21 protein-coding genes and 1 tRNA gene are annotated in these 24761 nt (G+C 61.6%); 15 read left to right on the top strand and 7 right to left on the bottom strand.

What is annotated here, in order from left to right:
• Positions 1 to 42: 42 nt before the first annotated feature.
• On the bottom strand, positions 43 to 1020 hold the full coding sequence (locus IVB31_RS09340) for a TAXI family TRAP transporter solute-binding subunit (RefSeq protein ID WP_247321056.1): 978 nt from the start codon (positions 1018 to 1020) through the stop codon (positions 43 to 45).
• 107 nt (positions 1021 to 1127) lie between these two features.
• Between IVB31_RS09340 and IVB31_RS09335 the strand changes: the two genes are divergently transcribed.
• From IVB31_RS09335 to IVB31_RS09300, 8 genes are all read left to right on the top strand, one after another.
• Entirely contained in the window at positions 1128 to 2102 is a 975-nt protein-coding gene (locus IVB31_RS09335) for a tripartite tricarboxylate transporter substrate binding protein (protein WP_247321054.1), read from the top strand.
• A 379-nt stretch (positions 2103 to 2481) separates the two neighbouring features.
• Positions 2482 to 2557, top strand: a tRNA-Ile gene (locus IVB31_RS09330).
• Positions 2558 to 2746: 189 nt separating this feature from the next.
• A complete protein-coding gene (locus tag IVB31_RS09325; RefSeq protein ID WP_247321052.1) occupies positions 2747 to 4045 on the top strand; it encodes a metallophosphoesterase in 1299 nt (432 codons plus the stop codon).
• A gap of 6 nt (positions 4046 to 4051) precedes the next feature.
• Positions 4052 to 5116 carry a GTPase-associated system all-helical protein GASH gene (locus IVB31_RS09320; protein ID WP_247321050.1) on the top strand — a complete coding sequence of 355 codons (1065 nt, stop codon included), beginning with the start codon at positions 4052 to 4054 and terminating at the stop codon, positions 5114 to 5116.
• Complete coding sequence (locus IVB31_RS09315) at positions 5113 to 6048, top strand: hypothetical protein (protein WP_247321048.1); 936 nt, start codon at positions 5113 to 5115, stop codon at positions 6046 to 6048. Before IVB31_RS09320 ends, IVB31_RS09315 begins: the two co-directional genes overlap by 4 nt.
• Positions 6045 to 6956, top strand: coding sequence for a hypothetical protein (locus IVB31_RS09310; protein ID WP_247321047.1), 912 nt, complete (start codon positions 6045 to 6047; stop codon positions 6954 to 6956). Before IVB31_RS09315 ends, IVB31_RS09310 begins: the two co-directional genes overlap by 4 nt.
• Positions 6957 to 6961: 5 nt before the next feature.
• Positions 6962 to 8938, top strand: coding sequence for a hypothetical protein (locus tag IVB31_RS09305; RefSeq protein WP_256464302.1), 1977 nt, complete (start codon positions 6962 to 6964; stop codon positions 8936 to 8938).
• A gap of 223 nt (positions 8939 to 9161) precedes the next feature.
• Positions 9162 to 10811: an amidohydrolase gene (locus IVB31_RS09300; RefSeq protein ID WP_247321044.1), complete on the top strand. Its 1650-nt coding sequence runs from the start codon at positions 9162 to 9164 to the stop codon at positions 10809 to 10811.
• A 60-nt stretch (positions 10812 to 10871) separates the two neighbouring features.
• On the opposite strand, the gene IVB31_RS09295 is transcribed toward IVB31_RS09300, so the two are convergent.
• Positions 10872 to 11768, bottom strand: a complete 897-nt coding sequence (locus tag IVB31_RS09295; RefSeq protein WP_247321042.1) for a LysR substrate-binding domain-containing protein — start codon at positions 11766 to 11768, stop codon at positions 10872 to 10874.
• 93 nt (positions 11769 to 11861) lie between these two features.
• Between IVB31_RS09295 and IVB31_RS09290 the strand changes: the two genes are divergently transcribed.
• The 6 genes from IVB31_RS09290 (at position 11862) to IVB31_RS33530 (ending at position 17339) form a co-directional block, all read left to right on the top strand.
• Positions 11862 to 12557, top strand: coding sequence for an HD domain-containing protein (locus IVB31_RS09290; protein ID WP_247321253.1), 696 nt, complete (start codon positions 11862 to 11864; stop codon positions 12555 to 12557).
• A complete protein-coding gene (locus IVB31_RS09285; protein ID WP_247321040.1) occupies positions 12542 to 13540 on the top strand; it encodes a tripartite tricarboxylate transporter substrate binding protein in 999 nt (332 codons plus the stop codon). Before IVB31_RS09290 ends, IVB31_RS09285 begins: the two co-directional genes overlap by 16 nt.
• A gap of 121 nt (positions 13541 to 13661) precedes the next feature.
• A complete protein-coding gene (locus IVB31_RS09280) occupies positions 13662 to 14921 on the top strand; it encodes a lipase family protein (RefSeq protein WP_247321038.1) in 1260 nt (419 codons plus the stop codon).
• A gap of 37 nt (positions 14922 to 14958) precedes the next feature.
• Complete coding sequence (locus IVB31_RS09275; RefSeq protein ID WP_247321036.1) at positions 14959 to 15948, top strand: tripartite tricarboxylate transporter substrate binding protein; 990 nt, start codon at positions 14959 to 14961, stop codon at positions 15946 to 15948.
• 32 nt (positions 15949 to 15980) lie between these two features.
• On the top strand, positions 15981 to 17126 hold the full coding sequence (locus tag IVB31_RS09270) for a mandelate racemase/muconate lactonizing enzyme family protein (protein ID WP_247321033.1): 1146 nt from the start codon (positions 15981 to 15983) through the stop codon (positions 17124 to 17126).
• A gap of 84 nt (positions 17127 to 17210) precedes the next feature.
• A complete protein-coding gene (locus IVB31_RS33530; protein WP_256379163.1) occupies positions 17211 to 17339 on the top strand; it encodes a hypothetical protein in 129 nt (42 codons plus the stop codon).
• 22 nt (positions 17340 to 17361) lie between these two features.
• On the opposite strand, the gene IVB31_RS09265 is transcribed toward IVB31_RS33530, so the two are convergent.
• The 5 genes from IVB31_RS09265 to IVB31_RS09245 all read right to left on the bottom strand — a co-directional run bounded on the left by IVB31_RS09265 (position 17362) and on the right by IVB31_RS09245 (position 24131).
• Entirely contained in the window at positions 17362 to 18777 is a 1416-nt protein-coding gene (locus IVB31_RS09265) for an NAD(P)/FAD-dependent oxidoreductase (protein ID WP_247321031.1), read from the bottom strand.
• A gap of 295 nt (positions 18778 to 19072) precedes the next feature.
• The gene (locus IVB31_RS09260) at positions 19073 to 19870 is read right to left on the bottom strand and encodes an adenylate/guanylate cyclase domain-containing protein (RefSeq protein ID WP_247321030.1); all 798 of its coding nucleotides are present in this window, start codon (positions 19868 to 19870) and stop codon (positions 19073 to 19075) included.
• Positions 19871 to 20019: 149 nt separating this feature from the next.
• A complete protein-coding gene (locus IVB31_RS09255) occupies positions 20020 to 21207 on the bottom strand; it encodes an adenylate/guanylate cyclase domain-containing protein (protein WP_247321028.1) in 1188 nt (395 codons plus the stop codon).
• Between the two features lie 114 nt (positions 21208 to 21321).
• Positions 21322 to 21906 carry a HutD family protein gene (locus IVB31_RS09250; protein WP_247321027.1) on the bottom strand — a complete coding sequence of 195 codons (585 nt, stop codon included), beginning with the start codon at positions 21904 to 21906 and terminating at the stop codon, positions 21322 to 21324.
• 134 nt (positions 21907 to 22040) lie between these two features.
• Positions 22041 to 24131, bottom strand: a complete 2091-nt coding sequence (locus tag IVB31_RS09245) for an adenylate/guanylate cyclase domain-containing protein (RefSeq protein WP_247321026.1) — start codon at positions 24129 to 24131, stop codon at positions 22041 to 22043.
• Between the two features lie 309 nt (positions 24132 to 24440).
• Between IVB31_RS09245 and IVB31_RS09240 the strand changes: the two genes are divergently transcribed.
• The gene (locus IVB31_RS09240) at positions 24441 to 24746 is read left to right on the top strand and encodes a DUF2282 domain-containing protein (protein WP_247321025.1); all 306 of its coding nucleotides are present in this window, start codon (positions 24441 to 24443) and stop codon (positions 24744 to 24746) included.
• Positions 24747 to 24761: the final 15 nt, after the last annotated feature.

Raw genomic sequence — 24761 nt, 5'->3', positions numbered from 1 at the left:
AATGGGGGACGCTTCCATTCGCTATTCGCGACTCGCCATTCGCTATTTCACCACGCCGATCTCGCGAAAATACTTCATCACGCCGGGATGGATCAGCTCCGGCTTCGGCGCGGCCGCCACCGTGTTCGCCGCTGTCGTCTCGCAGGCCTGCGCGAGCTGCTTGCAGAAAACCGCCTCGGCGCCATGCAGGGTCTTGGCGAGGCGATAGGCGACATCGTCGGGCAGATCCTCGCGCGTGAGGACAAAACTCCAGGAGCCGAGCGAGGCGATCGGCTCGGACTGTTTCGGGTAGCTGCCGGCCGGCACAGTCAGCGGCTTCAAGAACGCATGCTTGGCGCGGATGCGGGCGATCTCCTCGGCACTGGGTGCAATGAAGCGCGCCCCTGACGCACTCGATGCCACCGCGGCAAAGCCGGGCCAGCCGATTCCGGCGCCCCAGAGTGCTGCGACACGTCCGTCCTCGACCATCGCGGGGCCGTCGCCGGCGCGGTCGAGATAAACAGCCTTGAAATCCTCGTCCTGCTTCAGGCCGAGACCATCGAGCACGTAGCGCGCCAGGATCGGCAGGCCGGAGCCCTTGGCGCCGAATGCGACGGGCTGACCGACGAGATCGCGGATGGTCTTGTACGGACTGTCCGCGCGCACCACGAACATGCCAGGGTTGGAATAGATCGCGGTGAGGATCTTCAATCGCACCGGCGCACGGCCGATGCCGGCGAAGGCTTCATAGGCCGGCTCGCCCGCGACCAGAGCGAGATCGAGCTCGCCCTTCTCCAAGAGCGGAATGTTCTCGTTGCTGCCCTTGGTGTTGCGCGGGGCGATGATCACTTGCGGATCGGCCGCGTTCATCGCTTGCGCAAAGGCGTTGCCATAGAGCGGAAAGCCGCCGCCGGGCGTCGCGGTGCCCAAGCTGATCGTCAGGCTAGGTGTCGTGGTCGGAATGGCGTTGCCTCCGGTTTGAGCGGCGGCGGGGCTTGAAAGCAGCGCCGCGCCGAGAACAAGGGTGATCGCGAATCTCATGGTCGGTCCCGGCGGGGGCGCGTCAACATCGACTTGCGGCGATGTAGGCAGCGCCCCGATTTTGTGAAAGCATGCAGTCCAACGACAATAGAACAATGGGAGGCGTCATGTTGCGAATTTTGCGTAACAGTGTTTTCGGGCTGGTTTTCCTTTCAACGCTGTTGGGCGCCGCACCTCCCGCCTCCGCCGCTTATCCCGACCGTCCCGTGCACTGGATCATCGGCTTCTCCGCTGGCGGCCCGGTCGACATCGTGGCGCGGATTATGGCGAACTGGCTGTCGGACCGCTTCGGCCAGCAATTCATCGTCGAGAACCGCGCCGGCTCCGGCGGCAACATCGCGGCCGCTGCCGCCATCAACGCAGCCCCGGACGGCTACACGCTGCTGTTCGTCGCGCCCAACAATGCGATCTCGACCTCGCTCTACAAGAAGCTGCCGTTCGACTTCCTGCGCGACACCGTGCCGGTCGCGAGCATCATGCAGCTCACCAACATGCTGGTCGTCTCCAACGCGTTCCCGGCGAAGACGGTTCAGGAGTTCATCGACTACTGCAAGGCCAATCCCGGAAAAATCTCCTTTGCCTCGTCCGGCAACGGCACCTCGGTGCACATGTCGGCGGAGCTGTTCAAGGTGATGACCAAGTGCGACATGGTGCACGTGCCCTATCGGGGATCTGCGATCGCCTTCCCCGACATCATCTCCAACAAGGTGCAGCTGATCTTCGACAACCTTCCCTCCGCGATGGAGCAGGCGAAAGGCGGCAATGTCCGCGCGCTCGGCGTCACCTCGCCGCAGCGCTGGCCGAGCGTGCCCGACGTGCCCGCGATCGCCGAGACGTTGCCCGGCTTCGAATCGGTCGGCTTCTACGGCATCTCCGCGCCGAAGGGCACGCCGCCCGAGATCGTCGAGCTCCTCAACAAGGCCGTCGACGAAGCGCTGAAGGACCCCAAGTTGATCGCCCGTCTCGCCGAGACCGGCGGCATCCCCAAGCCGATGACATCAGCCGAGTTCGGCAAGCTGGTCGCGGACGAGACCGAGAAGTGGCGGAAGGTGGTGGAGTTCGCCGGGGTGTCGGTGGACTAGCGCTGTGGAACTGCCGCGCGCCTGCAGCGCGCCGACGCGACATCGGAGGGGATCGGAAGACCCCTCCCAACAAAATGTGCGAAAACAACCCCATGCACAGTAGAAACATCGAACGATCACAAGGGGTTACGGAATCGAAAAAACGAGCCCCCGCTGGCGCGATTGCCAGAGGGCGGGGCGAAGGCTCGGCGAGGTGGGCTTGCGCCGTCGGGCAAAACAGGACTATAACGGCATCATCGCATAATTCGGGTTTTCAAAAATACCAGGTGTTGCCGCGCCGGCGTTTCCATCCGCCAGACCCAGCATTGCACCCCCGCCTCCGTCCCTGTAAACGAACCGCGCACCGTTGCCGGCCGCCTCTAGCGGCCGTCTCGCGGCGGGGCCTGTAGCTCAATGGTTAGAGCCGGCCGCTCATAACGGTCTGGTTGCAGGTTCGAGTCCTGCCGGGCCCACCACGCTTCGCGCCGGAGCAGCCCGAAGGCGAACTGCGCGGCCCGCGAGCTTCGGCTCGGCAACCTCCCAATTTCGTTTGTGTCCGTCCATCGGATGCTTGGCGTTTGGCTGCGCGTGTGTAAACTGAATTGCAACCGACGCGTTACTATCTCAACTGGCGCGCACCGGTGTTTACGATACTTGGAGGCGTTGTGCTGATCATCCATTTGTCTGACATCCATTTTCGCAAGTCCGAGGTTGAAACTACACAGGACCCCAATTTCCACCTCCGCAATGAATTGCTGCGGGACGTAGAATCTTTCTGTGCCCGTCTTGGTACGCCAGCGATCATCATCGTGTCAGGCGACATCGCTTTTGGTGGACACAAAGACGAATACATATTTGCGACCAAGTGGCTTGCCGATCTCTGCAGCCGCTGCAAGACGAAGATGAGTTCCGTTTTCGTTATTCCAGGCAATCATGATGTCGTCCGAGCTACCGCGGACAAAATCATGGTCCAGACGTTGCACAAAGACATAAAGAGCGCGTCCGATATTTCACTGGACGCAGTTATAAGAGGATTTCTCACTGACAAAGATGGCGCTCGCCTTCTCTATGAAAGCCTCGACAATTACAACGCATTTGCGAACCAGTTTCTGTGCGACTTGCTACCTCCCGATCGTACCCGCACATTCAGGGACCTGCCCTTAAACGACGGCTCTATTCTCCGAGTTTGGGGTCTAAACACCGCCTTCGTCTCAAGCACCGCAGACAAGGAAGGCGATCTATTCGTCGACCCGTCCAGCATGCAGATCACACGGGAAGCCGGCGTCACTAATTTTGTTCTGGCGCACCACCATTTGTCGTGGCTCCGGCAAAAGCAGTCGTTTGAAGATCATCTGAACGACGTGGCTCCCGTACAGCTCTTCGGTCACGTCCACGCCAATCGGATCATCATGGAACGAGACTGGGTGCGACTTACTGCGAGCGCGACACAGCCAGACCGTCACGAGGCCGCATGGGAGCCGGGATACAATATTATTGAGGTGACCGTAGACCGCGAAGGCGCGGAACGCCGGCTGCATGTTCAGGCTCATGTACGCATCTGGCAGACCGCTCCGGGCGGCTTTCGTGCTAAAGAAGACACGAGGAAGCGTTCCAAGGGCGGCGAGGCAAAGTATGTCTTTGAGCACTGGATTGAATTAGAGCCTTGGGAGGCCAGCCATGCCACATCTGCTCCAGCGGCACCAACGGAGCGAGCCAATATCGATGCCCCTAATCCGGCAGCCCCGAGTGTCGAAGTGATGACCGCTATGCGCGATATAGGCGTTCGCTTCTACCAGCTATCCTTCAGCAAGAAGTCGGAGATTGCCGGCCGGCTCGAACTGCTGGAAGAGGAAGATACCAGTCAGCCTGATTTCGAGCGGTTTCGTCGGGTATTCTTGCGAGCGCACGAGCGCAAGAAGTTAGACGATCTAAAGCGCGCGATTGAAGAAGCCGAGAAAGGCTGAGGAATAATGACCAAGCTCAACTTCGCCGACAGATACGCACAAGCCAGTCTTTCTCCCGGAGGGGCACTCATTGCATCCCGTCAGGCACCCGCCGATCGAATCTTAAAAGGAATAACAGTTCCACGCATCTTTGATCTCGTACAGCTATACTTTGGGCAGCCTGATCTTGACCTTGCTTGGCTGCGCGACGAGTTCATCCAAGAAGACGCCGCCTTTAGCCTGGTCAACAATCAGCGGGAGTGCATCGTTCTGGCAACAACGATGCTGGAGGCTCAGGTTGCCGAGGGGGACAGCCATACCCTTTTGGCGCTTATTACAACTTCCGTCTCTGGCAAGCGTGGTGCAGCAGAGTCCGACTGGCTTCTCGATCAAGCTAAAACCAAGTTTTTGGAGGAGGCGGTCGCTGCACGCTTGCCAGAAAACATTGAGCCCAATCTCAAACTGGCTAATGCTCATCCGAAGCTCTCCGAGGAGCTCGCTGCATCTCCCGTCAACGATTGGCCCAGCCTGCTTGGGAACTTGGGGAAAGTTCGCACTGAGGCTTCTGAGGCGAGCAAAGCCATCGCCACTCAGACTTCGACGGCGTTAGGCGCAATCAGAGAGCAGTTGAAATATATGCGGGAAGAGACCCAGATGCTCTGGTGGCTCTTCGGCGAGCATAGTCGCACGTTTAACCGCCCATTCAGTTCCTATTCATCAGGTGCAGCCGCCGTTGTGGCCGCAGTAGACTTGGGCGATCTAACCACCGCTTCTGTCCTCGGCCCGGTTGCAGCTCCAGCCATGCTGGAACGCGTGCTACGCCTCACAAATATGGAAGTGGATAGGAAGTACAGCCTAGCCGACGTTTTGGACGGGATTGAGCCCAACGAGCTTCGGACGCTGAAATCCTTCGGAGATCAACCGCCTCGCATATTCCCGGTCATGACGGCAATCAAGAAGGCGCAGGACGGTCCTGGCGCCTGGCACGGGGCATTCGAGAAGTTGACTGGCATCAAGGCAACCACCGAGTTCGCGCCCCTCGAACTTGCAACCCAGATATATTACGAGCATCTTCTCGGACAACTAACGTGACCGACATCGAAGAAAAAAGCGACGTAGACGTCTTCGAGGAAACGAGTTCGAAGGCGCCCGGAGATGAAGATCGGGATTGGGTAAGGCTCCCACGCTGCGACCTGCTATCGATCGAGGAGGCGGACGAGCTGCTTCGCTGGCGGCCGGCGACGTTGGTGGCCGTCGTTGGCGAGCGGAAAAGTGGAAAGACCACTTTGATCACGGAGATATACGAGCGCTTCCTCCGTGGCCCGTTTGCCGGCCAGCTATTCTGCTACAGCCAAACTCTTCTTGGATTTGAAAAGAAAAGCTACCCATCTAGGGCAGACTCGCGAGCCGACAAACCCGATACGGCAAGAACATCGACGCAAGACGGCCTTCGCTTCTTTCATCTGGGGCTCGTCTCAAGCTCTGCTAGCCAGCGCGCCGATCTCCTTATTACCGAGCGAGCGGGCGAGGTATATAGAAACGCCCGGGATCGGCCGGCAGAGAGCAAAACGCTCATGGAACTAGCAAAGGCAAGGACGGTCGTATTCATTCTTGATGGTGAGCGGGTTGGAAATGACAAAACTCGAGCTGAGGCCTTCGCTTCGATCCGCGGCATGATCAGAGCTTTTTCTGACGCAGGCAGCATTTCCGTCGGAGCAGAGATTCAGTTGGTAACAACCAAGGTCGACTTGCTATCCGGAGATGCTGCGGCAGAGGCTCTTACAGCTCTATCAGAGTTCGAAGACCGGCTCTTCAGGTCTTATTCCGGACGGTTTGCGAAAGTCACGTATTGGCGAACCGCGGCAAGGGATCCGAAAGGCCAAATGGAGCCAGCCTGGGGGGTTGCCCCTGTCTTGCAGAGTTGGGTCGATCCACCCCGCCTGCCGCGCGGTCCCACTCCAGTCATTCCTAAGCTTGATGACGAATTTGATCGACTGCTGTTACGTCGAGGCCAATCAGCATGAATCCTAACTTTGTAATCATCGGCCTTCCAGCATCGGGAAAGACGACCTTCTTGGCCGCACTTTGGCACCTCATCGAAGCCGATGAGACGGATTGTCGACTAAAGCTTGATCGCTACGAGGGCGACCTCAAATATCTCAACTCAATTGCGGAAGCGTGGCGGACATTCAAGAAAGTGCCACGAACTTCGCAAGTCGGCGACATCGATGTCGCAATTCATTTTGTTGATTCTCAAACTGGCTCTAAGGGGCGCGCTTTTTTTCCGGACTTGGCTGGGGAGGCTTTCGACGTCCAAGTGGAGTCCCGTCGATGCCGCCAAGTTTTCCGCAAGAATGTCGATGCCGACGACGGGATCCTGCTTTTCATCAGCGCAAACGCGAATCAGGATGGCCTTTCAATAGTCGAGCTCAATTCGATGATGCCTCCGGAAGATTCCGAACGGCCTCCGGTTGCTGCAGAACCTAGCGCCACTATGCCTCCCGTCAGCGAAAGCGGCGACGAGAGGGATCCGAGTGCCTCTGTGCAAGCCGAGTGGGAACCAAAAAAAGTCCCCGTCCAAGTACGCATAGTTCAGATACTGAGCGACTTGCTTCGATCGCCTTTTGCTCCAAGAAAGCGGCAATTGGTCGTGATTCTGTCGGCCTGGGACGTCGTCGCATCCACCATGCAGACTCCATCAGGATGGCTGGCCGCCAACATGCCGTTGGTTGATCAGTTCCTCCAGACCAATGACGATTCGTTCTCCGCGCAGATTTACGGAGTATCGGCGCAGGGCGTTAGTCTGGATAACAGCGAAGCTGTAGACCGGGCGGCAAAACTACCGCCAAGTCACCGGATTTCTATCATTGGACCATCAAGGAGTGGTCACGATATAACGGAGCCCTTGGCCTGGCTAATTTCGACCAAGTGACGGTGATGCCGAGAATAGACAACTGCATTTTTGGCTACAAAGACGGACACCGTCTACTGGCGTCGTCAATGAAGATCGACGCCGAATCGGCCTCCCAACTCACGCTGCTCAGCGATCTTGCCCCCAATGCGCGCTTTGGTTCGTCTGATGGGTACTGGACCGGCTTCCCGTTTCCGAAATTGGACCGTTACGCGCTGATGAGGACGTGGCCGGCGCCAGAAATGTCCCGACCTGGATGCGTATGGACACATGCCCTGCTGGTCGAGACCTCGCTGTTTGAATACGTAAACGATCTCTCGCAGCTCCGAGAACTCGCACGCCGCCCACAGCGTCCGCACGACCTAGCCTTCTATGAACAGCCAGTCGATTCAGGGGTGGTTACTTCGGCTGTCGGGCGTCGGGATTACTCTTCAATTCCAATTGAGCGACCAATAGTAGCAATACTCGACAACCTCTATGGTTCTGAAGAAGGCGCAATCGGGATCGAAAAGCCCGGCGATCTTGAAGACGAAATTTTCGCCATATGGTCTCAACAATGGCCAAGGTTGAGGCGAAATTTTCGATTTCAGACGGCCGCCGCTGACGACGTCGGCGTGGTTCGCTCACCATTTGACCTTCGGCTCCAATGGCCTCTTTCTGCAAGCTCAAAGCTCTCTTCGTCTTACCCGGAGGAAGTGCCGACATGGCTTGATGCGGCAGCCATGGACCTAAGCGGCCCCGCTCACGAGTTACGCCGCTTCCTTTGGCGCTTCGGCAAAGACGTTAAAAAGCAACGCGGCTCCTTCAGGCCTCTCTGCGAGATATTCGTAGCAGGACTGCAGTCTGCCGGAAATCATTCTGACACCGATCTCGTGCGGTCAATTTCTAATTGGTTTACCACCAGAGATGACGCTCCTACGCTGAAACGATCCGTCGTAGATGGCGAAGTTCTACCGAAGTACCAACTTGACGTCCTTTCGTTTCTCTTGAAGGAAGACAGAGGCCAAGCATTTCCGCTTCCAAGTACAGAAGGCATCGGCCGCCTCGTTAATTTTTGGCCTGAAGAAGCTGACAAGATGCTCGGTCTGGCCGAGTACGCCGTCTCTGAAGACGGCAACTTAGCACTTTCCATTACAGGCATAGTGCTTGGTCTTATTCCAGCGTCGAACTTCTGGGCGGTCACCAGAAATTTCCCAAAGGTCCGGCGACGGATGCTCGAAAGTCGACCCGAGCTGTTGGATACGGATGAGATCTTGGAACTCGATTCCGCGTCCCTCTCTAAGTTCATTCAGGCAGCGCCGGTCGACGACCAAGTTGGTGCGGCCCTAGTAAGGAAATTTCTCCATCATTCGAACTACGAAGTCGCCGAAACGGTGCTTCAGCATTTCCCCACAGTTGCTGTAGTCGAACTAATCTCCGAAGCAAACAGATCGGACAATCGCGCACTTCGAGAATGGTTCAGAATTCTTGTACAACGACCATCGCTAGTGCTCGACCCAAAAATTATGGAAGGTATTGAGCGCACTTCTACGCTTTATCGCCTTGGAGAATATCTAGGTTGGCTGTCACCCGCTGTGCTGCAAGCAGGGACGAAACCGTGGGCTGCAGGCCTAACCAACACCACGAATGATCTTCAACGCGATGACAGCGACACCCTCGGTTCTTTTCTAATAGCGCTGGCTATCCAAGCCGGCGATCGCGGAGCTCAAGAAATCTTCGAGAAATATTTCGATCAGATCCACCACAGGATATTGCAGTCGTATTTGCCTTGGAGGGCCAACGACATGCTGCTGCCCCGACTTCCAAATATCGGCTGGCGGCGAAACTGGGACACAGGCCTTCGACTCCGAATCGCCATAGCAAATATCTACATCCGAAATCGCCTCGATCCTGCAAGCTTTGCCTCGTTGACGAATGATGAAAAGAGCCGACAGCTGCTGGTGGAGACAGCCAGAGAGCTCGACGGTGGAGCGCCGTACGCGGGTTCAATAGCCAACCGATAGTGGCACCCCCTCGGTTCGAGTCCTGCCGCGCCCACCAGTAAAATCAAATACTTGGCCTTCACCCAATTTTCCGGTGGACCGGCTGATTTTGTTGGTGCCGGACATGGTCAGGACCACGATACTCCCCGTTGCGACACGCGATGTCCGCGAGCGCATCCAGCGGCGGATGTGCGGCGCCACGCCTGCCTCTCTCGCTCCTGCCTCTCTCATTTCGGAACTGAACATGCGCAAGCTTCTGGCGATCTTGGTGATCTCGGGCTGGGCCAGTTTGGCTTACGCACAAAAGGCCGACCTCATTGTCACGAACGCAAAGATCGTGACGCTGGATCCCGCATCGACGATTGCGCAGGCGCTCGCGGTCCGCGACGGCAGAATCGTTGCGGTTGGCGGCAAAGATGCCATGGACGACCTGACCGGGCCCGCGACACGCCGCGTCGATGCCGGCGGGCGCACGGTCATTCCGGGATTGATCGATTCCCATATTCACGGCGTGCGCGCCGGATTGACCTACGCAACCGAGGTCAACTGGATCGGCGCGAAGACGATTCCCGAGGCCATGGAACGCTTGCGCCAGGCGGCAACAGCGCGCCCGGCGTCCTGGATCATCGTGGCCGGCGGCTGGAGCGAATTGCAGTTTGCGGAGAAGCGGCGGCCAACGCTCGCCGAGGTGATGTCGGCCGTTCCCGACAATCCGGCTTACATCCAGCTGTTCTATTCGGCGGTGCTGATGACGCCGAAAGCGCAGCAAGCGCTCGGGATATCAGCGGATCAGTTGCCGGCCGGTATCACGACTGAGCGCGCCGCATCGGGCGACACCACGGGCTGGCTCAACGGCTCGATCGTCAGCATCTCCGCGCTGTTCGATCGGCTGCCTCGGCCGAATTTCGAGGAGAATGTCGCCGGCACAAGGCAGTTCTTCACGGAGCTCAATCGTCTTGGCGTGACCGGGATCGTCGATCCCGGCGGCTTCAGCATTTATCCCGGCCATTACGCCGCCCTGCAAAAGCTCTGGCGCGACAAATCACTTTCGGTGCGGGTCGCCTTCAGCCTGTTCGCCCAGAATGTCGGCGCGGAATTCGAGGAGTACAAGAACCTCACGCCGTTCCTGCCGATGGGATTCGGCGACGACATGCTGCGGTTCAACGGACTAGGCGAGCGGATCACCGGCGCCATGTACAACAACAACGCGCCCGACGCGGCCGCCAGGGACAAGTTCCGCGAGATCATTCGCTGGGCGGCCAAACAAGGGCTGACGGTCACCATCCACTGGCAGGACGACAAATCCGTCCACCACCTCCTGGACCTCTATGACGAGGTCAACAAGGAGACGCCGCTCGCGCCGTTGCGCTGGTCCATCGCCCATCTCGACAACACCTCGCCCCAAACGCTGGCGCGCATGAAAGCCCTTGGTGTCGGCTGGACCATGCAGGACGCGATGTATCTCGGCGGCGACCGTATCGTGGCGCAGGCCGGCGAAGCCGCGCGCAGCATGCCGCCCATCGTCACGGCGTTGCGCATGAGGGTCCATGTCGGGGCCGGCACGGATGCGCATCGGGTCGCGTCCTATAATCCGTTCGTGGCGCTGCAATGGATGCTCGACGGCAAGACCGTCGGCGGACTCTCGACGCGCGGCCCGGACGAAACACCCAGCCGCGAAGATGCCTTGCGCCTCTACACCGTGGGAAGCGCCTGGTTCTGTTTCGACGAGACGCGGCGCGGCACGCTGGAGACCGGCAAGCTCGCCGACTTCGCGGTTCTCGATCGGGATTTCATGTCCGTCCCCGTCGAGCAGATCGGCGCCACGGCGTCTCTGCTGACGGTCGTGGGCGGCAAGGTTGTTTACGCAGCGGATGTTTTCGCAAGCACAAAATGAGAGCTGCAGGCCCGCGGGCGCCCACCGGGACGCTCTCGTCTCGGCAAGAGCTACAGCTCCCTACAAGCCGCTCTCAGCCGTCACCCTCTGCACGGCTCCGGCAAACTCATCCACCAGGCGGGAGGCCGGCCGCTTTGTGCCTTTCAGCAAGCGGGCGACGCTTTGCAGTCTCGGTGCGAATGGCCGCGTGACCAGATCGTTGGTTCGCGCACCGAGCAGGCCGAGGCCGTCCAGGATCGCGATGCCGGCACCGGCACGGACCAGCTCGCAGGCGATGTTCGACTGCGACGCCTCGACGGCGATGCGCAGGCGGAGATTCGCCTCTGCAAAGGCAATGACGATCGCGGCCCCGATCGACAAATGCGGGCCCGGGCAGATCACCGGCTCGTTCGCCAGATCAGGCGCGCTCAATGCAGCCTTGGCTGCAAGCCGGTGACCGACGGGAAGCACGCAGCCAAGCCTGGTCGTGCAGAGAACAGTGCTGTCCAGGGACGGGTCCCCGATCGGGCCAACGGTCAGGCCGAGATCAGCTCGCCCCTGGGCGACGCGGGTGACGACCTCCGGCCCCGTCATCGTTTGAATGACAATGGAGACGTCCGGCCGTTCGGCGCGAAAGCGTCGGACCGCTTGCGGCACGATGCTGTGGCCGAACCCGGTCACCGTCGCAACCGTCAGGAGCCCCGCCCGGCCGTCGCGAAGCTCAAGCGCCAAACGTTGGGTGTGCTCGATCGCCGCGAACACGTTCACAACTTCCGCGAAAAGCGTCTGCGCCTCGGTCGTCGGCTTCAGCCGTTTCTTCTGGCGCACGAACAGTTTGAAACCGAGACGTTCCTCCGCCTGTTGCAGCATCCGGCTGACCGCCGGTTGCGAGATATTCAAGGCGATGGCGGCGTTGGTCACCGAGCCCGACTGCATCACGCATCGGAACACGTCCATCTCCCGTACGCTGATCGCCATATATAACCCCAGAGCATGAACTATGATCAAATCGGTATTTGAAACTATGTTATGGGCGGCGGCAACATGGATCGAGACGAATAATGGTTGTCCATGTATTTCCTGGATCGACGCCAGCCCCGCCCCATCACAGACGCGCTGCGCGCGACGGTGCTCGAGGATCTGCCGGAACTTGCGCACATCCGTGATGACGAACTGCGCCACAAGGCCATCGAGGCCTGGGCCTATGCCTTGGCCGAAACCGATTTTCCACGGCTCACCGCCATTCCCGGAGAGGCGACGCCCGGGGTCTTCGCGCTCAAGCGGGGCAGCCAGGCGGTGCATCTGCGCAGCGTGGCCCGAATCTCGCTGGCGATCGCGGACGAGTTTGCGCAGGAATTCCCCGAAGCCACTGTCGACCGCGACATCGTTCTGGCGGGTGCATTGCTGCACGATGTCGGCAAGGCCTGGGAGTTCGATCCCGCCAACCGAAGGCGATGGGAGGCGGACAAGTCGCAGGCCGGCTCGCCCGCACTGCGTCATCCGGTCTACGGCGCCCATGTCTGCATTGCGGTGGGGCTCCCCGAAGAAATCGTGCACATCGCACTCGGCCATTCCTACGAGGGCGACCTGATGCAGCGCAGCCTCGAATGCCTGATCGTCCATCGCGCCGATCATTTGTGGTGGTCGATCGCGGGTGGTTTCGGCCTGCTCGAGGCGGAAACGGCGGGTATGCTCGAAAGCCGCAAAATAACGCCGCGTGCCTTACGGCCGGCGAAGACCGGGAGACAGGAATGGCGAGAGGGCTGACGCGGCGTGCTAGCCTTGGCCTGCCTAGCCTTGGCCTGCTCGGCGCGCTCGCACCCCCCTGGCTTGCCCACGCGCACGCGCAGAGCGATTATCCCAACCGGATCATCAAGCTGATCGTGCCCTACGCGGCCGGCGGAAGCAGCGATGTCGTCGCGCGTTTCATCGCGGAGCGCATGCGCGAGCGGCTGGGGCAACCGATCGTGATCGAGAACCGGCCGGGCGCGGGCGCGATCATTGGATCGCAATTCATCGCAAAATCGGTATCCGACGGCTACACGCTGCTGCTCGGTGGCGTATCCACCCACGCGGTGAATCCGCATCTGCGCAAGCTCGCACCCTATGACGGGATCAACGACTTCACCTCGCTGGGGCTGATCGGCACCGGACCTCTGGTGGTCTCCGTCAATCCTGACGTGCCCGTGTACAGCCTGCAGGAACTGATCGCCTACGGCAAAGCCAACCCAACCAAGCTCGCCTACGGGTCTGCGACCGGCGTCATCCTGCATCTCGCCGGCGAGTTGCTGAAGAACATGGCGGGCTTCGAGATGCTGCACGTTCCCTATAGCGGCAACGGACCCGCGCTGACCGATGTGCTCGGCGGAAGGCTGCAGGTGATGGTCGACGCTGTCGGTAACTCGGCCCCCTATATTGTCGATGCGAAATTACGGCCGCTGGTGGTGCCGTCGCGGCAGCGTACGCCGCTGCTGCCGGAGGTGCCGAGTTCGGCGGAGGCAGGCTTGCCCGACTATCAGGTCGAAACATGGTTCGCGCTCTACGGTCCGGCAGCGATGCCGGACGAAGTGGTGGTCAAGATCAACGCCGCACTCAGTGCCGTGCTGCAGGAGCCCGATGCGGTGGCGCAGTTCGCCAAGGTCGGTCTCGAGCCGCGGGCTACGAGTCCGGATCAAGCGGCAGCGCTGCTCAAGGCGGAGTCGGAGAAGTGGGGAGAGGTGATCCGCCGGATCGGGCTGCAGGTGGAATAGCCATGTGCACTTGGTGCTGAAGCAGGCAATGCGACGAGTCACAAAGAGCGCAGCCTCTCGAGCTGCACGAAAACAATGGAGGAACGAAACGATGAAAGCACTTGTGAAAGCACTTGGGAGAATGAGCGTCGCGACCCTCGCTCTCTGCGCCTCGCCGCTTCCGGGCGCGCTGTACGCCGCAGCGGAGTCGCTGCCTCAGGGCCCGGCCGTTGGTGACCAGGATCTGTCGCCGTTCTACCGCTGGAGCGGCGCGCTACCCGAAAAGCCAGGTCTTATGCTCCGCGAGGAGGGCATACCGGATCAGCCTGAGATCGTTGCGGCCGCAACGGCGAGGCGAATCCTGTACACGTCGGTGGATGCAAGGTGGCGCTCCGGCATCATTCCGGTCAGTGGCACGCTCTATCTTCCGAAGCGAGCCGCGCCGCAGGGCGGATGGCCGCTTGTTGCATGGGCGCATGGCACGCTCGGCGGCTCCGACAGATGTGCCGCATCCTGGAGCAGGCATCGTCCGCGGGACGGCGAGTACATCAACAATTGGCTGGAACAGGGTTTTGCCGTCGTTGCGACCGACTATCAGGGTCTCGGCGGACCCGGCCCGCATCCTTATCTCAACTGGGAAGCCGAAGGACGTTCGGTGCTCGATGCCGCAAGAGCGGCGCTCGCGCAAGCGAAGGGACAGATCGCCAACACCATCATCATCACGGGTCAGTCGCAAGGCTCCGGCGCCTCGCTCGGAGCGACGCGTCTTGCGCCTTCCTATGCGCCTGAGCTCATCGTCAAGGCATCGATCGCAACCGGCATCATTTCCGCGTTTCCCGCGGCAGACAACAAGCCTTCAGGCGAGCCAAGCTTTGCGCGCACCGTTCCGCCGCAGCTCAGCCTTCTCATGATGATCGGCGGTGCTCTCGGGGACGACGCAAGTAAGCCCGACGACCTCGTGACCGAGGCGGGGAAGCCGTTGCTGCAAGCTGCCCGCGAGGGATGTAACGCGGAGCTTGCGCAGGTCGTTCGCAGCAACGGCCTCACTCTGGCAAACAGCCTGAAGGATCCGGAGATCGTGGACCGTCTCAGCGCCGTGATCGACATGAGTCCGGTGCAAATGCCGGTACCGGTTTTTCTCGCGACGGGCCTGGCCGACAAGTCGATCCTGCCGCAGCGCCAATATGCCGCGGTTGCAGCTCTCTGCGCTGCAAGGAGCCATGTGGTCTGGAAGACCTATGCCGGCGTGAGCCATAACGGAACGGTGCACGCAGCCTATGCCGACGAGCTCGCATTCGTTCAGGCCGCGCTGGCGGGGAAGCCGATGCAGTCCAACTGCGCTTCGATTGCCGATCCAGGGCCGGTGGGCGAGCCGTTGCCCGGTTTCAAATTCAACGATTGAGCCATTCCAAAGATTGAGCCATTTCAAAGATTGAGTCATGTCCTCATTGACGCGAAGAACGATCGTCGGCTCGGGGCTGGCAGCCGCGCTTTCCGTTTCGCCGTTGCTGCGAACAGCCAAGGCGCAGACTTACCCGCAACGACCTGTGAAGATCATCGTGCCGTATGCCGCGGGAGGTGCCTCCGACATCATTGCGCGGCTGATTTCATCGGAAATGGAACGTGCCCTGGGCCAGCCCTTCATCGTCGATAATCGCGGTGGCGGCGCCAGCATGGTTGGCACGCAGGCGGTCGCGACCGCCTCACCCGACGGCCAGACGATCGGAATGATCGATAGCGCGTTTGTCATCAACCCCGGGCTGTTTCGCGCGAAGCTTCCCTACAACACCAAGAGCGATTTTGCGCCGATCTCGCTCCTGGCGGCGTCCCCTCTCGTTCTCGTCGTGAATCCTTCTGTGGCCGCCAATAGCCTGCAGGAATTTGTCGCGCTCGCCAAAGCTCAGCCGGGCAAGATCAACTTCGCCTCGGCGGGGCTAGGAACCGCCATTCATTTGGCCGGAGAGCAACTGCGACAAGCCGCCGAGATCGATATTCTTCATGTGCCCTATCGAGGCGGAGCACCGGCCATTTCCGATCTGATTGGCGGCCAGGTCCAAATGACGTTTGCCACCGTTGCAGCGATTGGACAGCAGGTCCGTCAGGGCGTGGTTCGTGCCCTGGCCGTGACAGGAGACGGCCGCGTCGCACAGCTGCCGGACGTCCCCACGACGGCCGAGGCCGGCTTGCCGGCCGTCGACGCCACGCCAATCTTCGGCATGGTCGGACCGGCCGCGCTGCCGCCTCTCATCATCGACAAGCTTGCGGAGGTTGCCCGCAAGGCCTTCAAGGGTGAGGCACTTCGACTCAGGATGACCGAACTCGGCTTTATTTCCGTTGGCAGCTCGCCGTCGGAATTTGCAGCACGCATCGATGACGAGATCGCAAAATGGACTCGTATCGTCGAGAAGGGACATATTCAGCCGGGTTGACCCCTGCCCTCGCTTGCACCCCATGAGCTGTTATGAAAATTATCGAAATTCGTGGTTTCAATCTGAGCTTCCCGCTGGCCGAGCCCATGGGAAACGCACTCAACGTGTTCCGGAAGCGGGACGCGTTGCTTGTCCAGATATGCACGGATAGCGGTCTTTCCGGCTGGGGAGAGGCAGGCAATTCCCCGCACGCCGCCGGCGCCTTTGTCCGCGCCCGGTTGGCCGGACTCATCCTGGGCAAGTCGCCCGCCGACTATGGCCGCCACTTTCAATCGATGTGCGCCTCTGTCGGGTATGATCGCCGCGGCACGGCGATGATGGCGGTATCGGCCATCGACATGGCGCTGCACGATCTTGCTGCGCAAATACATGGCATGAGCGTAGCGGCGCTGATGGGCGGAGCGGTCCGCAATGAGGTGCTTGCCTACGCAAGCGGGCCCTTCGTGCGCATGCAGCCCGATCCCTACCGGGAGTATCAGCGCGAGGTCGATCAGTATCTTTCGCTCAACTTCAAGGCCATCAAGCCCCGGGGCGGCGTCGAGCCGAGGGCCGACGGCATCATGGCCAACGCGCTTCGCAAGCAGGTGGGCCCTGACATCGGTATCATGGTCGATATCAACCAGAGCTATACCGCGGCCGCCGCCATCCGCGCGGCCAGGTTCATGGAAGATGCCGATTTGCTCTGGATCGAAGAACCAGTCCAGCCGGAGGACCTCCCGGGCTATCAAACCTTTGCGCGCGCCGCCAGGGTCGCGACGGCGGGCGGAGAGGCGCTCGGAAGCCTGCGCGCCTTTCGGGATTTCCTGGCCGCAGGCACCTTCGATATTCTTCAACCCGATCTTTCGATATGCGGAGGTTACAGCGGCTTTCGGCAAATCTGGGCGCTCGCGCAAGCCTATGATCTGCCCATCATGCCGCATGTGTTTGGTACGACCGTCAATTTCCACGCCTCGCTTCAAATGTCGGCCGTGCTTGAACCGCGCCGCGGCGGAGCGGGCGCCGCGTATCCATTCATCGAGTACGACATGATGGACAATCCGCTCCTGCGCCTTGCCGGTACACCGTCAGTTGACCGACACGGCATGCTCACGGTACCGGAAGGTCCCGGCACGGGCATCGACTTGCGGCCCGACCAGCTCGAGCCATGGGTCACCGACGCGTGGTCGGAGCATCTTTGATCCCACCCGCAAGCCGAATGAGTGCACCACGCGGCCAGGATCTGGTAACCTCAGTTGACCGCTCTCTCGCGGCAGGAGGATTTCATGGCCAGTGAAAAAGGCCCGAACATCAAGAAGAAGCAGAAATGCAAGAATTGCGAAGGCAAAGGCTTGCTCAAGAAGGGCGACAAGGTGGTGAAGTGCCAGCGTTGCAAGGGCACGGGCGTGCGGTGATGATGGGTTGATGACTGCCCCGCTACGACGGGCGCTGAACCCCGCCGGCAAAATGCTTCTCGACGATATGTTTCGAATGGACGACGATCGGCTCGACCAGCTCGAAGTCGGTGGCGCCGCCGACGTAGAACGTGCGGTCTTCGCCCTGCATGCGGGCGAGGTCGGCATAGATGCCGGACTTGATCTGGTCCGGCGTGAAGTGCTGGAAGTAAGTGAACTCGTCGAACGTGTGCCAGCGCGGCTGGCTGGTGTCGATCGTGCCGCCGAGCAGTTTGATCAGGCGCTTGACCTCCCCGATGACCTCGTCGCCGGTCTGATTGTCCTTGGGGCGCGTGTAGAACTGCGTGAACATGTTGCCGCTGTCCTGGAACTGCCGCGCGACCGCCCACGGCGTACCCTGCTCGGTGAGCGGCAGCACCGGCGCGACCGGCGCCTTCATCGTCATGTCGATCCAGAACGTCGTCATGCAGTACGGATTGAACTTGATCTCGCGATTCACATTCTGCTCCGCGGCATTGGGAGCAAGGCCGAGTTGCGCGAACACGTCCGTCGTCAACGGACAGGCGAGCACCAGATAGTCATAGAGCTTGCTGTCCTTGACGATCTTGAGGTCGTTCAGATCCTGCTCGGGATATTCCATGTCGATCCGGACACCGGCCGCCGAGCGCTCGATCCTGGTGATGTTGACGTTGAGCCGGACGTTGAGCCGCCACGACACCCGTTCCCACAGCCGCTGAAACCCGTCGGTGAAGCGCCGCGGCCAGCTCCCGATGATCCAGTTGACCGGGCCGAGCCCGAACACCATCGGGAAGAACGTCCGAACCGACATGTAGCGCAGCGCGTAGGGCGTCGCGATGTCGTCGAGCTGGCCGTACCCCATGATCGTGATCGGAAACTGGAACAGGGTGGCCAGCGGCATCAGATCCTGTTTTGCGAGCCAGGACTTGAAGTCGACGCAGAGCTCGGGGCGCTCGTGGATCTTGTCGAGATAATCAGGCGCGTCGATGACGCCGCTCAGCTGCCAGCGAATATAAAGATATCGAACCGCCGCCCAGAGGAAGGTCCACAACGAGATCGTGGACTTGGTGTAGGGGTCGTAGAGCACGGCCTCCATGAGCGATCGGTATTTGAAGCTGTTGCCGTCCGGCGCAATGTCGATCGAGGTATAGGGCTCCTCGGCATAGGTGGTCGCGCCGACCTCCTGCGCGATCTCCAGCGTCTCCTGGTAGGCCCAGGTGACGTAGTTGGCACCGAGGTCATAGCTCATGCCGTCGACGGTGAGACTCTTGCAGAGCCCGCCGATCTGGCCGAGCTTCTCCAGCACCGTGACGTTGTGAAACCCGTGCTTCGAAAGGAACCATGCGGTCGACAGGCCCGCCGGGCCCGCGCCGATGACGGCAATGGTCGCGTTGCAGTCGACTGCATCGATGCGGGTCATGGGTTTTCCAGGGTGAAGAACGGATGTGTCGGGCCGATGCCGGGACGATGACGCCGTGACGCGGCGGTATCGTTCAACTTGAGATCGATCGTGTGCCAGCATGCATACTGCTGGCTTTCCGGCCCTCACGCAAGCAATGGTTGTATCGTGGGCTGATTTTCCGTACACGGTGTACGTCTCCCGGCAAAGCGAAGGGCTATCGCCTAGGACGTTTCAGCGACGCCTGAGCGAGCGCCTCGTCCTTCGAGACGGCGAGCGCAGCCCGCCCGCACGGCGCGGGCTTTCTGACGGCACCTCACCCCTCCAGCCGCCACAGCCGCCACCGCTCCGGCACGCCCTTGAGCCGGTGGCTGCCGTGATCCCTAAAGCGGATTTCGGACTGCGACACCAATAGCTCCTTGACCGCACTCGATACCAAAACTTCACCGGCACGCGCCTTGGCGGCGACGCGGGTGCCGATATGGAAGGCGAGACCGACCATTTCGCCGCCGCTCATCGCGTATTCGCCGGCATGCAAGCCCACCCTGATCTCGAGGCCGAGCGTGCGCACGGCCTTCCGGATCGCGGTCGCGCAATCGATGCCGGCAGCCGGCGCCTTGAACGTCGCCAGCACGCCATCGCCCGTCGTCGTGACTTCCTTGCCGCGCGAACTCTTCAGCTCCTTGCGGACCGCGGCGTAATAGTGACCCATGACCTTGGTCCAGCGCACATCGCCGAGCTTTGCGGCTTTTGCCGTGGAGCCGACGATATCGACGATCAGGATGATGGCGAGCGCCTGTTTGGGCTCGGTGGCGCGCTCGGCGGATCGGCGCTGGTTCGCGATAGCTCCGGCCAGCGGTTCATAGCGATGGCTGCGCCGCCGCGCGATCGCGGCTTTGGCATAGTCCTGGGCGCGCTGCGCCGTGCCGCAGCGAATTGTCTTCTCCTGCGGCAGACGCGTCCAGTAAACCTTGCGCCCGTCGCCCGCGCCCTGGACCTCCACGGCGCCCCATTTCAGGAAGACCGCCGAGCCAACGCGCCTGACGCACCACGCCTTCGACGTGTATCCCGAAACGTTCGACTGATGGATTCCGATGCGAAGAAATTTCGGCATGAACGTGCGGCCAATCGAAGGAACGTTGCGGCGAACCCGGGAGAGAGCGTAATCGCACATCTCTGCGTTGACAACAGGACAGCCGAGTCGGGAAAACATGCTTACGGCTTCAGCGGCGCGGCCTTCATGCCTTCACCCGTTTCATGCCTTCAGCCGGGAAACGCAAACAGCTCGATCGGTTCGCTGAAGCCGCGCACCTCGTATTCGCCGACATGCTCGAGCTCGAACTCCTTCTCCACCAGCTCCGCGAACGCGCGCGAGAGCAGCACGTTTCGTCCCAGCTGCTTGGTGAGGGCTTCGAGGCGCGAGGCCATGTTGACGGCGGGGCCGATCACGGTGAAGTCGAGCCTAGTGCTCGATCCGATATTACCGTACATGACGTCGCCGACATGGACGCCGATGCCGTAGTTCAGCGGCGCGCGGCCCGTGCCCTTGTTGCGCTCGTTCAGGGCGGCCATGGCCTGCCGGGCTTCGGTCACGGCGTGCAGCAGGTTCGCGCAGGCGCCGGGCGCGCTCAGCGGGAAGATGGCCAGCAGGCCGTCGCCGATGAATTTCAGGATCTCGCCGCCGTGCCGCGCGATCGGCTCCGACATCGCGTCGAAATAGTCGTTGAGGAGATCGATGACATCGTCGCGCGGCCAGTTGTCGGAGATCCTGGTGAACTCGCGCAAATCGCAGATCATGATCGCGGCCCGCACGGTCGTTCCGGTGCCGCGCCTGGTGGCGCCGGCCAGAATCAGCTCCCCCGCGTGGGAGCCGACATAGGTCTCGAGCAGCGTTCGCGCCAGGCGGTTCTTGATGCGGATCTCGCTGACCAGCGCCAGCACCGGCAATATGTTCCTGAGGGCGGCGATATGCGAATCGTCGAAACCGCCGGGGCGGCCGGTCGCGAAGGTGATGAGATGCCGCTTGCCGAGCGTGTGGTAGAGCGGCCATGCGACATAGTCGGTCAGGCCTTTCGCGCGCATCTCGTCATAGAGCGCGTGCTTGCGGCCGAGCGAGGCGTCCCGTTCGAGATTCTCACGCACCTCGGTTGCGCCCTCGAACATTTCGTTGGCGGGACTGCCGATATATTCCGAGCGCTCGCGGACGTCATAGTCGACCCGCGCGATTTCCGCGTCGCGCATGCCGTCGGACCACATGAAGCGGGCGCCCAGCCATTGCGGGTGCTGGATCAGGACATGAAGCGTCGACCGCGCGAGCGGAATGCCCGCCTGCTGCAGGCGATTGCACATCTCGGCAAAGATGTTGTCGATGAAACGCTCGTCGCGCGTGCCGTTGGTCAGCCAGTCGACGACGCCGTCGGAGAGCGTGGCGGGATTTTTGTCTGCGTTCATATCCTGCCCTTCAGCGGCGGCCTGCATCAGGGCACATATCGTGCTCCGGCCCCGCGGCGTCAACCTGGCCAGATGCATGGATTGTGCGCAGCGACTTTTCGGGGCAGTTGCCGCCTAGCCGGCGACCTGGATCGATCCGAGCACCGCCACGCCTGAGATCAGCAAGAGCCTCAAAGCCCCGGTGAGCTCGACCTTCAGTGTGCCGCCGTCGGGAATCGCAAAATCCTCGCCATCGAGACGGATGCGGCAATCGCCGCGCGCGGCGTAGACGAGATGCGTGCCGGCGGCGAGCTGCCGCTCGCCGGGCTGCCTGAGCGCTTCGAGTTCAATCGCGACCGCACCGCGCCGGCCCATCAAATTCACGACCTCGACGGGCCCTTCCTCGAGCGCGGTCACGATCTCGAGCTCGCCGGTGAAGCGCACCGTCGTAAAAGGTTCACGCTCGTCGAACTCCTGCGTGGGGGACTTCAGCACCAGCCCGCGCCCATTGACGACCATCTGCAAGCGGTCGATTCCGGGCATGTAGGAGAAGGGACCGGGCGCCACGATCGGCGTGGAGGCAAAGCGCCACAGCAGGCTGTCCCAATCCTTTGCCGGCGCATCGGCGCGATGGGCATCCGCAATATCGGTGAAGACGCCGCCGCCGTTCTTCCAGGGCGAGCGGGTGTAGTCTTCGGATTTAAGCAGCGTAATTTTCATGAGTTGAAGCCGTCCGGGAAAGGCGTGGGGCGATATCGCCCGTGCATCATGCGCGGGATGGCCCGCTTTGCCAACGGGGCTTCGCGAGCGACGAGGAACCATCATTGTTGAAACCGGGCATCGTGGCCCGCCGGCTATTTCGTCGTCAGCGCGGCGACCGGCCGCCACGACGGGTCGGGCGCGGCGTCGGCGAACTGCCGGCAGCGGTCGCGCATCAGCTCGGCCGGACGATCATGACCGCGCTCAGCGAGCACGGCTTCGAAATCCGCGAGTGCTGCGGCAAACCGGCGGGCGCGGTAATTGGCGAGGCCCTGTTCGTAGCGCCCGATCCAGGCGAGCGTCTCGGCTTCGTTTTCCCCGACAAGTCCGATCAATTCATAGACCGAAAAACCCTCTTCCCGTCCGTACACGGCGATGCTGTCGATCTCGCGCGTCACGATGGCGCCGCGGGCCAGCCGTTCGGTCGCCTCACCAATCAGGATCTGCGTGCCGTAGGCCTTGTTGGCGCTCTCCAGCCGGCTTGCGACGTTCACGGCGTCACCGATCACGGTGTAGTTCAACCGCAGCTCCGAGCCGATATTACCGACCAGCATCCGGCCGGAATTGATGCCAATCCGGATCTGGAGCAACTGGCCGAGATCGTCGACGAGGCCCGACGCCCCGATCGCCCTGCGGCAGCTGAGCGCCGCGCGGCAGCAGCGCAGCGCGTGATCGTCCTGCGGCTGCGGCGCACCCCAGAACGCCATCACGGCGTCACCGATGAACTTGTCGATGGTGCCGGCATTGGCGACGACCGCCTCCGAGGCAAGGTCGAGATAGCGCGACAACAGCGGCACGATGCGATCGCCCATGCGTTCCGACAATCCGGTGAAGCCGGCGATGTCGATGAACATCACGCTGAGTTCCTGGATGCTGCCTCCGGCCCTGGCCTCGACGCCCTGACGCAACAAGGCGCGGACGAGATCGGCCGGGATGAACTTGCGGAACGCGGACAGGCCGGTCGCCATTTCGGCGATCGCGCCCGACAGGCTCGCGATCTCCTTGAGCCGCGACGGATGGCGGCGGACCTGCTCCAGCGCGAAGGATTCGACATGGCGGAGCTCGCCGACGACGCGCGACAGCGGCGCGGCGATGACGGAGCGCGCCAATGCGGCCGAGGCTAGCGCCGCGAGCACGGCACCGATGGCAAGGCCAAGGATCAGGCGATGCAGCGTCGTCTCGACCGGGCCGAGGAATTCGGCCTCCGGGATCACCGTCGCAAGCGACCAGCCGGGAAACGGCAACGGCGTGAGCGCGACTTCATAGGCCGCGCCAGCGGAGGTCAGCCGGCTTCGCCAGGCTTGCTTGCGGCCGTCCGCGCCTGCGGTCGCGAGGGCGATCCGTGCAAGCGGCAGCAGCTTCGTATCGCCCTTCGCGACGTGCAGCTCGTCGGCATCCCGGTCCGGCGCGGCGACCAGCTCGCCGCTGTCGTCGATGATGAAGGCGGTTCCGGTGCGTCCGACCTCGAGCTGCGACAGGAAGCGGGCGAGCCTCGTATAGTCGATCATGATCGCGAGGACGCCCTGGCGCTCCTGGTAGACGTCGATCGGGCCCGCAAAGGCGATCGACGGCCGCTCGCCGGTCGGATGGTCCACGACCCTGAACCATTGCGGCTCATCGGCCGCGAGCCCGGTCTTGAACCAGGTACGATCGGCGACATGAAAATCGGTGGGCTCGAAGCGGCGATTGGCGAATTCGATATCGCCGGGCACCACGTCATATTCATCGACACGGCGCTCGCCGGGATGGTCGGTCCGGGATATCTCCATCATTTCCAGGCGCCGGTCGCCAAGCTTGTGAGCGGCAAAGAAGGAGCCATCCGGCCAGCCGAAGGCGACCCAGGAAATCGTGGCCTGCGACTGCAATTGCGACAGGAACACGAACTCGCGCTTGTCGGCCTCGCGGGTGTCGAGCACGTTCTGCAAGAACAATGTGCGGATCGCGGTGTGTGCGGCGCGCGCCTCGTCCACGATGGCCGAGACCTCCTTGCGCACCGCCGCCACGATCTGCTCGTTGATGGTCGAGGCGAGCTGCCGGCTGGTCGCCTCCGCCGTACGCCACCACAACAGGCTCGACAGCGCCGCTGTCAGCAGGATCGCAGCCAGCACCAGGGCCGAGACGGCAAGGCGGATGCTGACCGTCAGCCTGGCGATCGCGTGAAGCCGCCGTCCGGGATCGACATTCATCGCTGTTTCCGCCTTCAGGCCCGGGCATGGCTCCTGACATCGCTCTACGCAGGCGTCCTCCCGTTCGTTACGTCTGGCAGGCCCGGCCGGCCGACGCCAATGCTCTCCCGCTACCCTCTCGATAGCGCCAAGGCATTGGATTGGACCGGCAGCTTGCCCGCTAATCCGGCCGGGCGCACAGCCCATGCTCACTCACCCCAACGGTCTCACGGACTCGTGAGCGGCTCGAAGGTAACGCGGGTCGCGGACGAGGCGAACGAGACAATGCGCTTCGCTTGCCAAGCGATGCCATCTCGAAAGGAGAATTTCATGTCTGCCAAACTTGCCGTCACCACGCTCGTTCTCGCCGGCGCCATGTCGACCGCACTCGCCACACTGGCCACTGCCGCTCCGCTGACCAAGGCCGAGGCCGATGCGGCCGTCGCCGCCAAGAAGGAAAAATGCTTCGGCGTCGCGCTGAAAGGCCAGAACGATTGCGCCGCCGGGCCGGGGACGACCTGCCAGGGCACCTCGACCGCCGACTTCCAGGGCAATGCCTGGAAATTCGTCCAGGGCGGCACCTGCACCAGCATCGAGCTTCCGGGCGGCAAGAAGGGTTCGCTCAAGCCGGTCTGACGCGCCGCGTCGCGG

Source organism: Bradyrhizobium sp. 21, assembly GCF_023073335.1.
Classification (GTDB): domain Bacteria; phylum Pseudomonadota; class Alphaproteobacteria; order Rhizobiales; family Xanthobacteraceae; genus Bradyrhizobium.
Note: the sequence above shows the minus strand (reverse complement) of the source record. Positions and strands in the feature narration are given on the sequence as shown.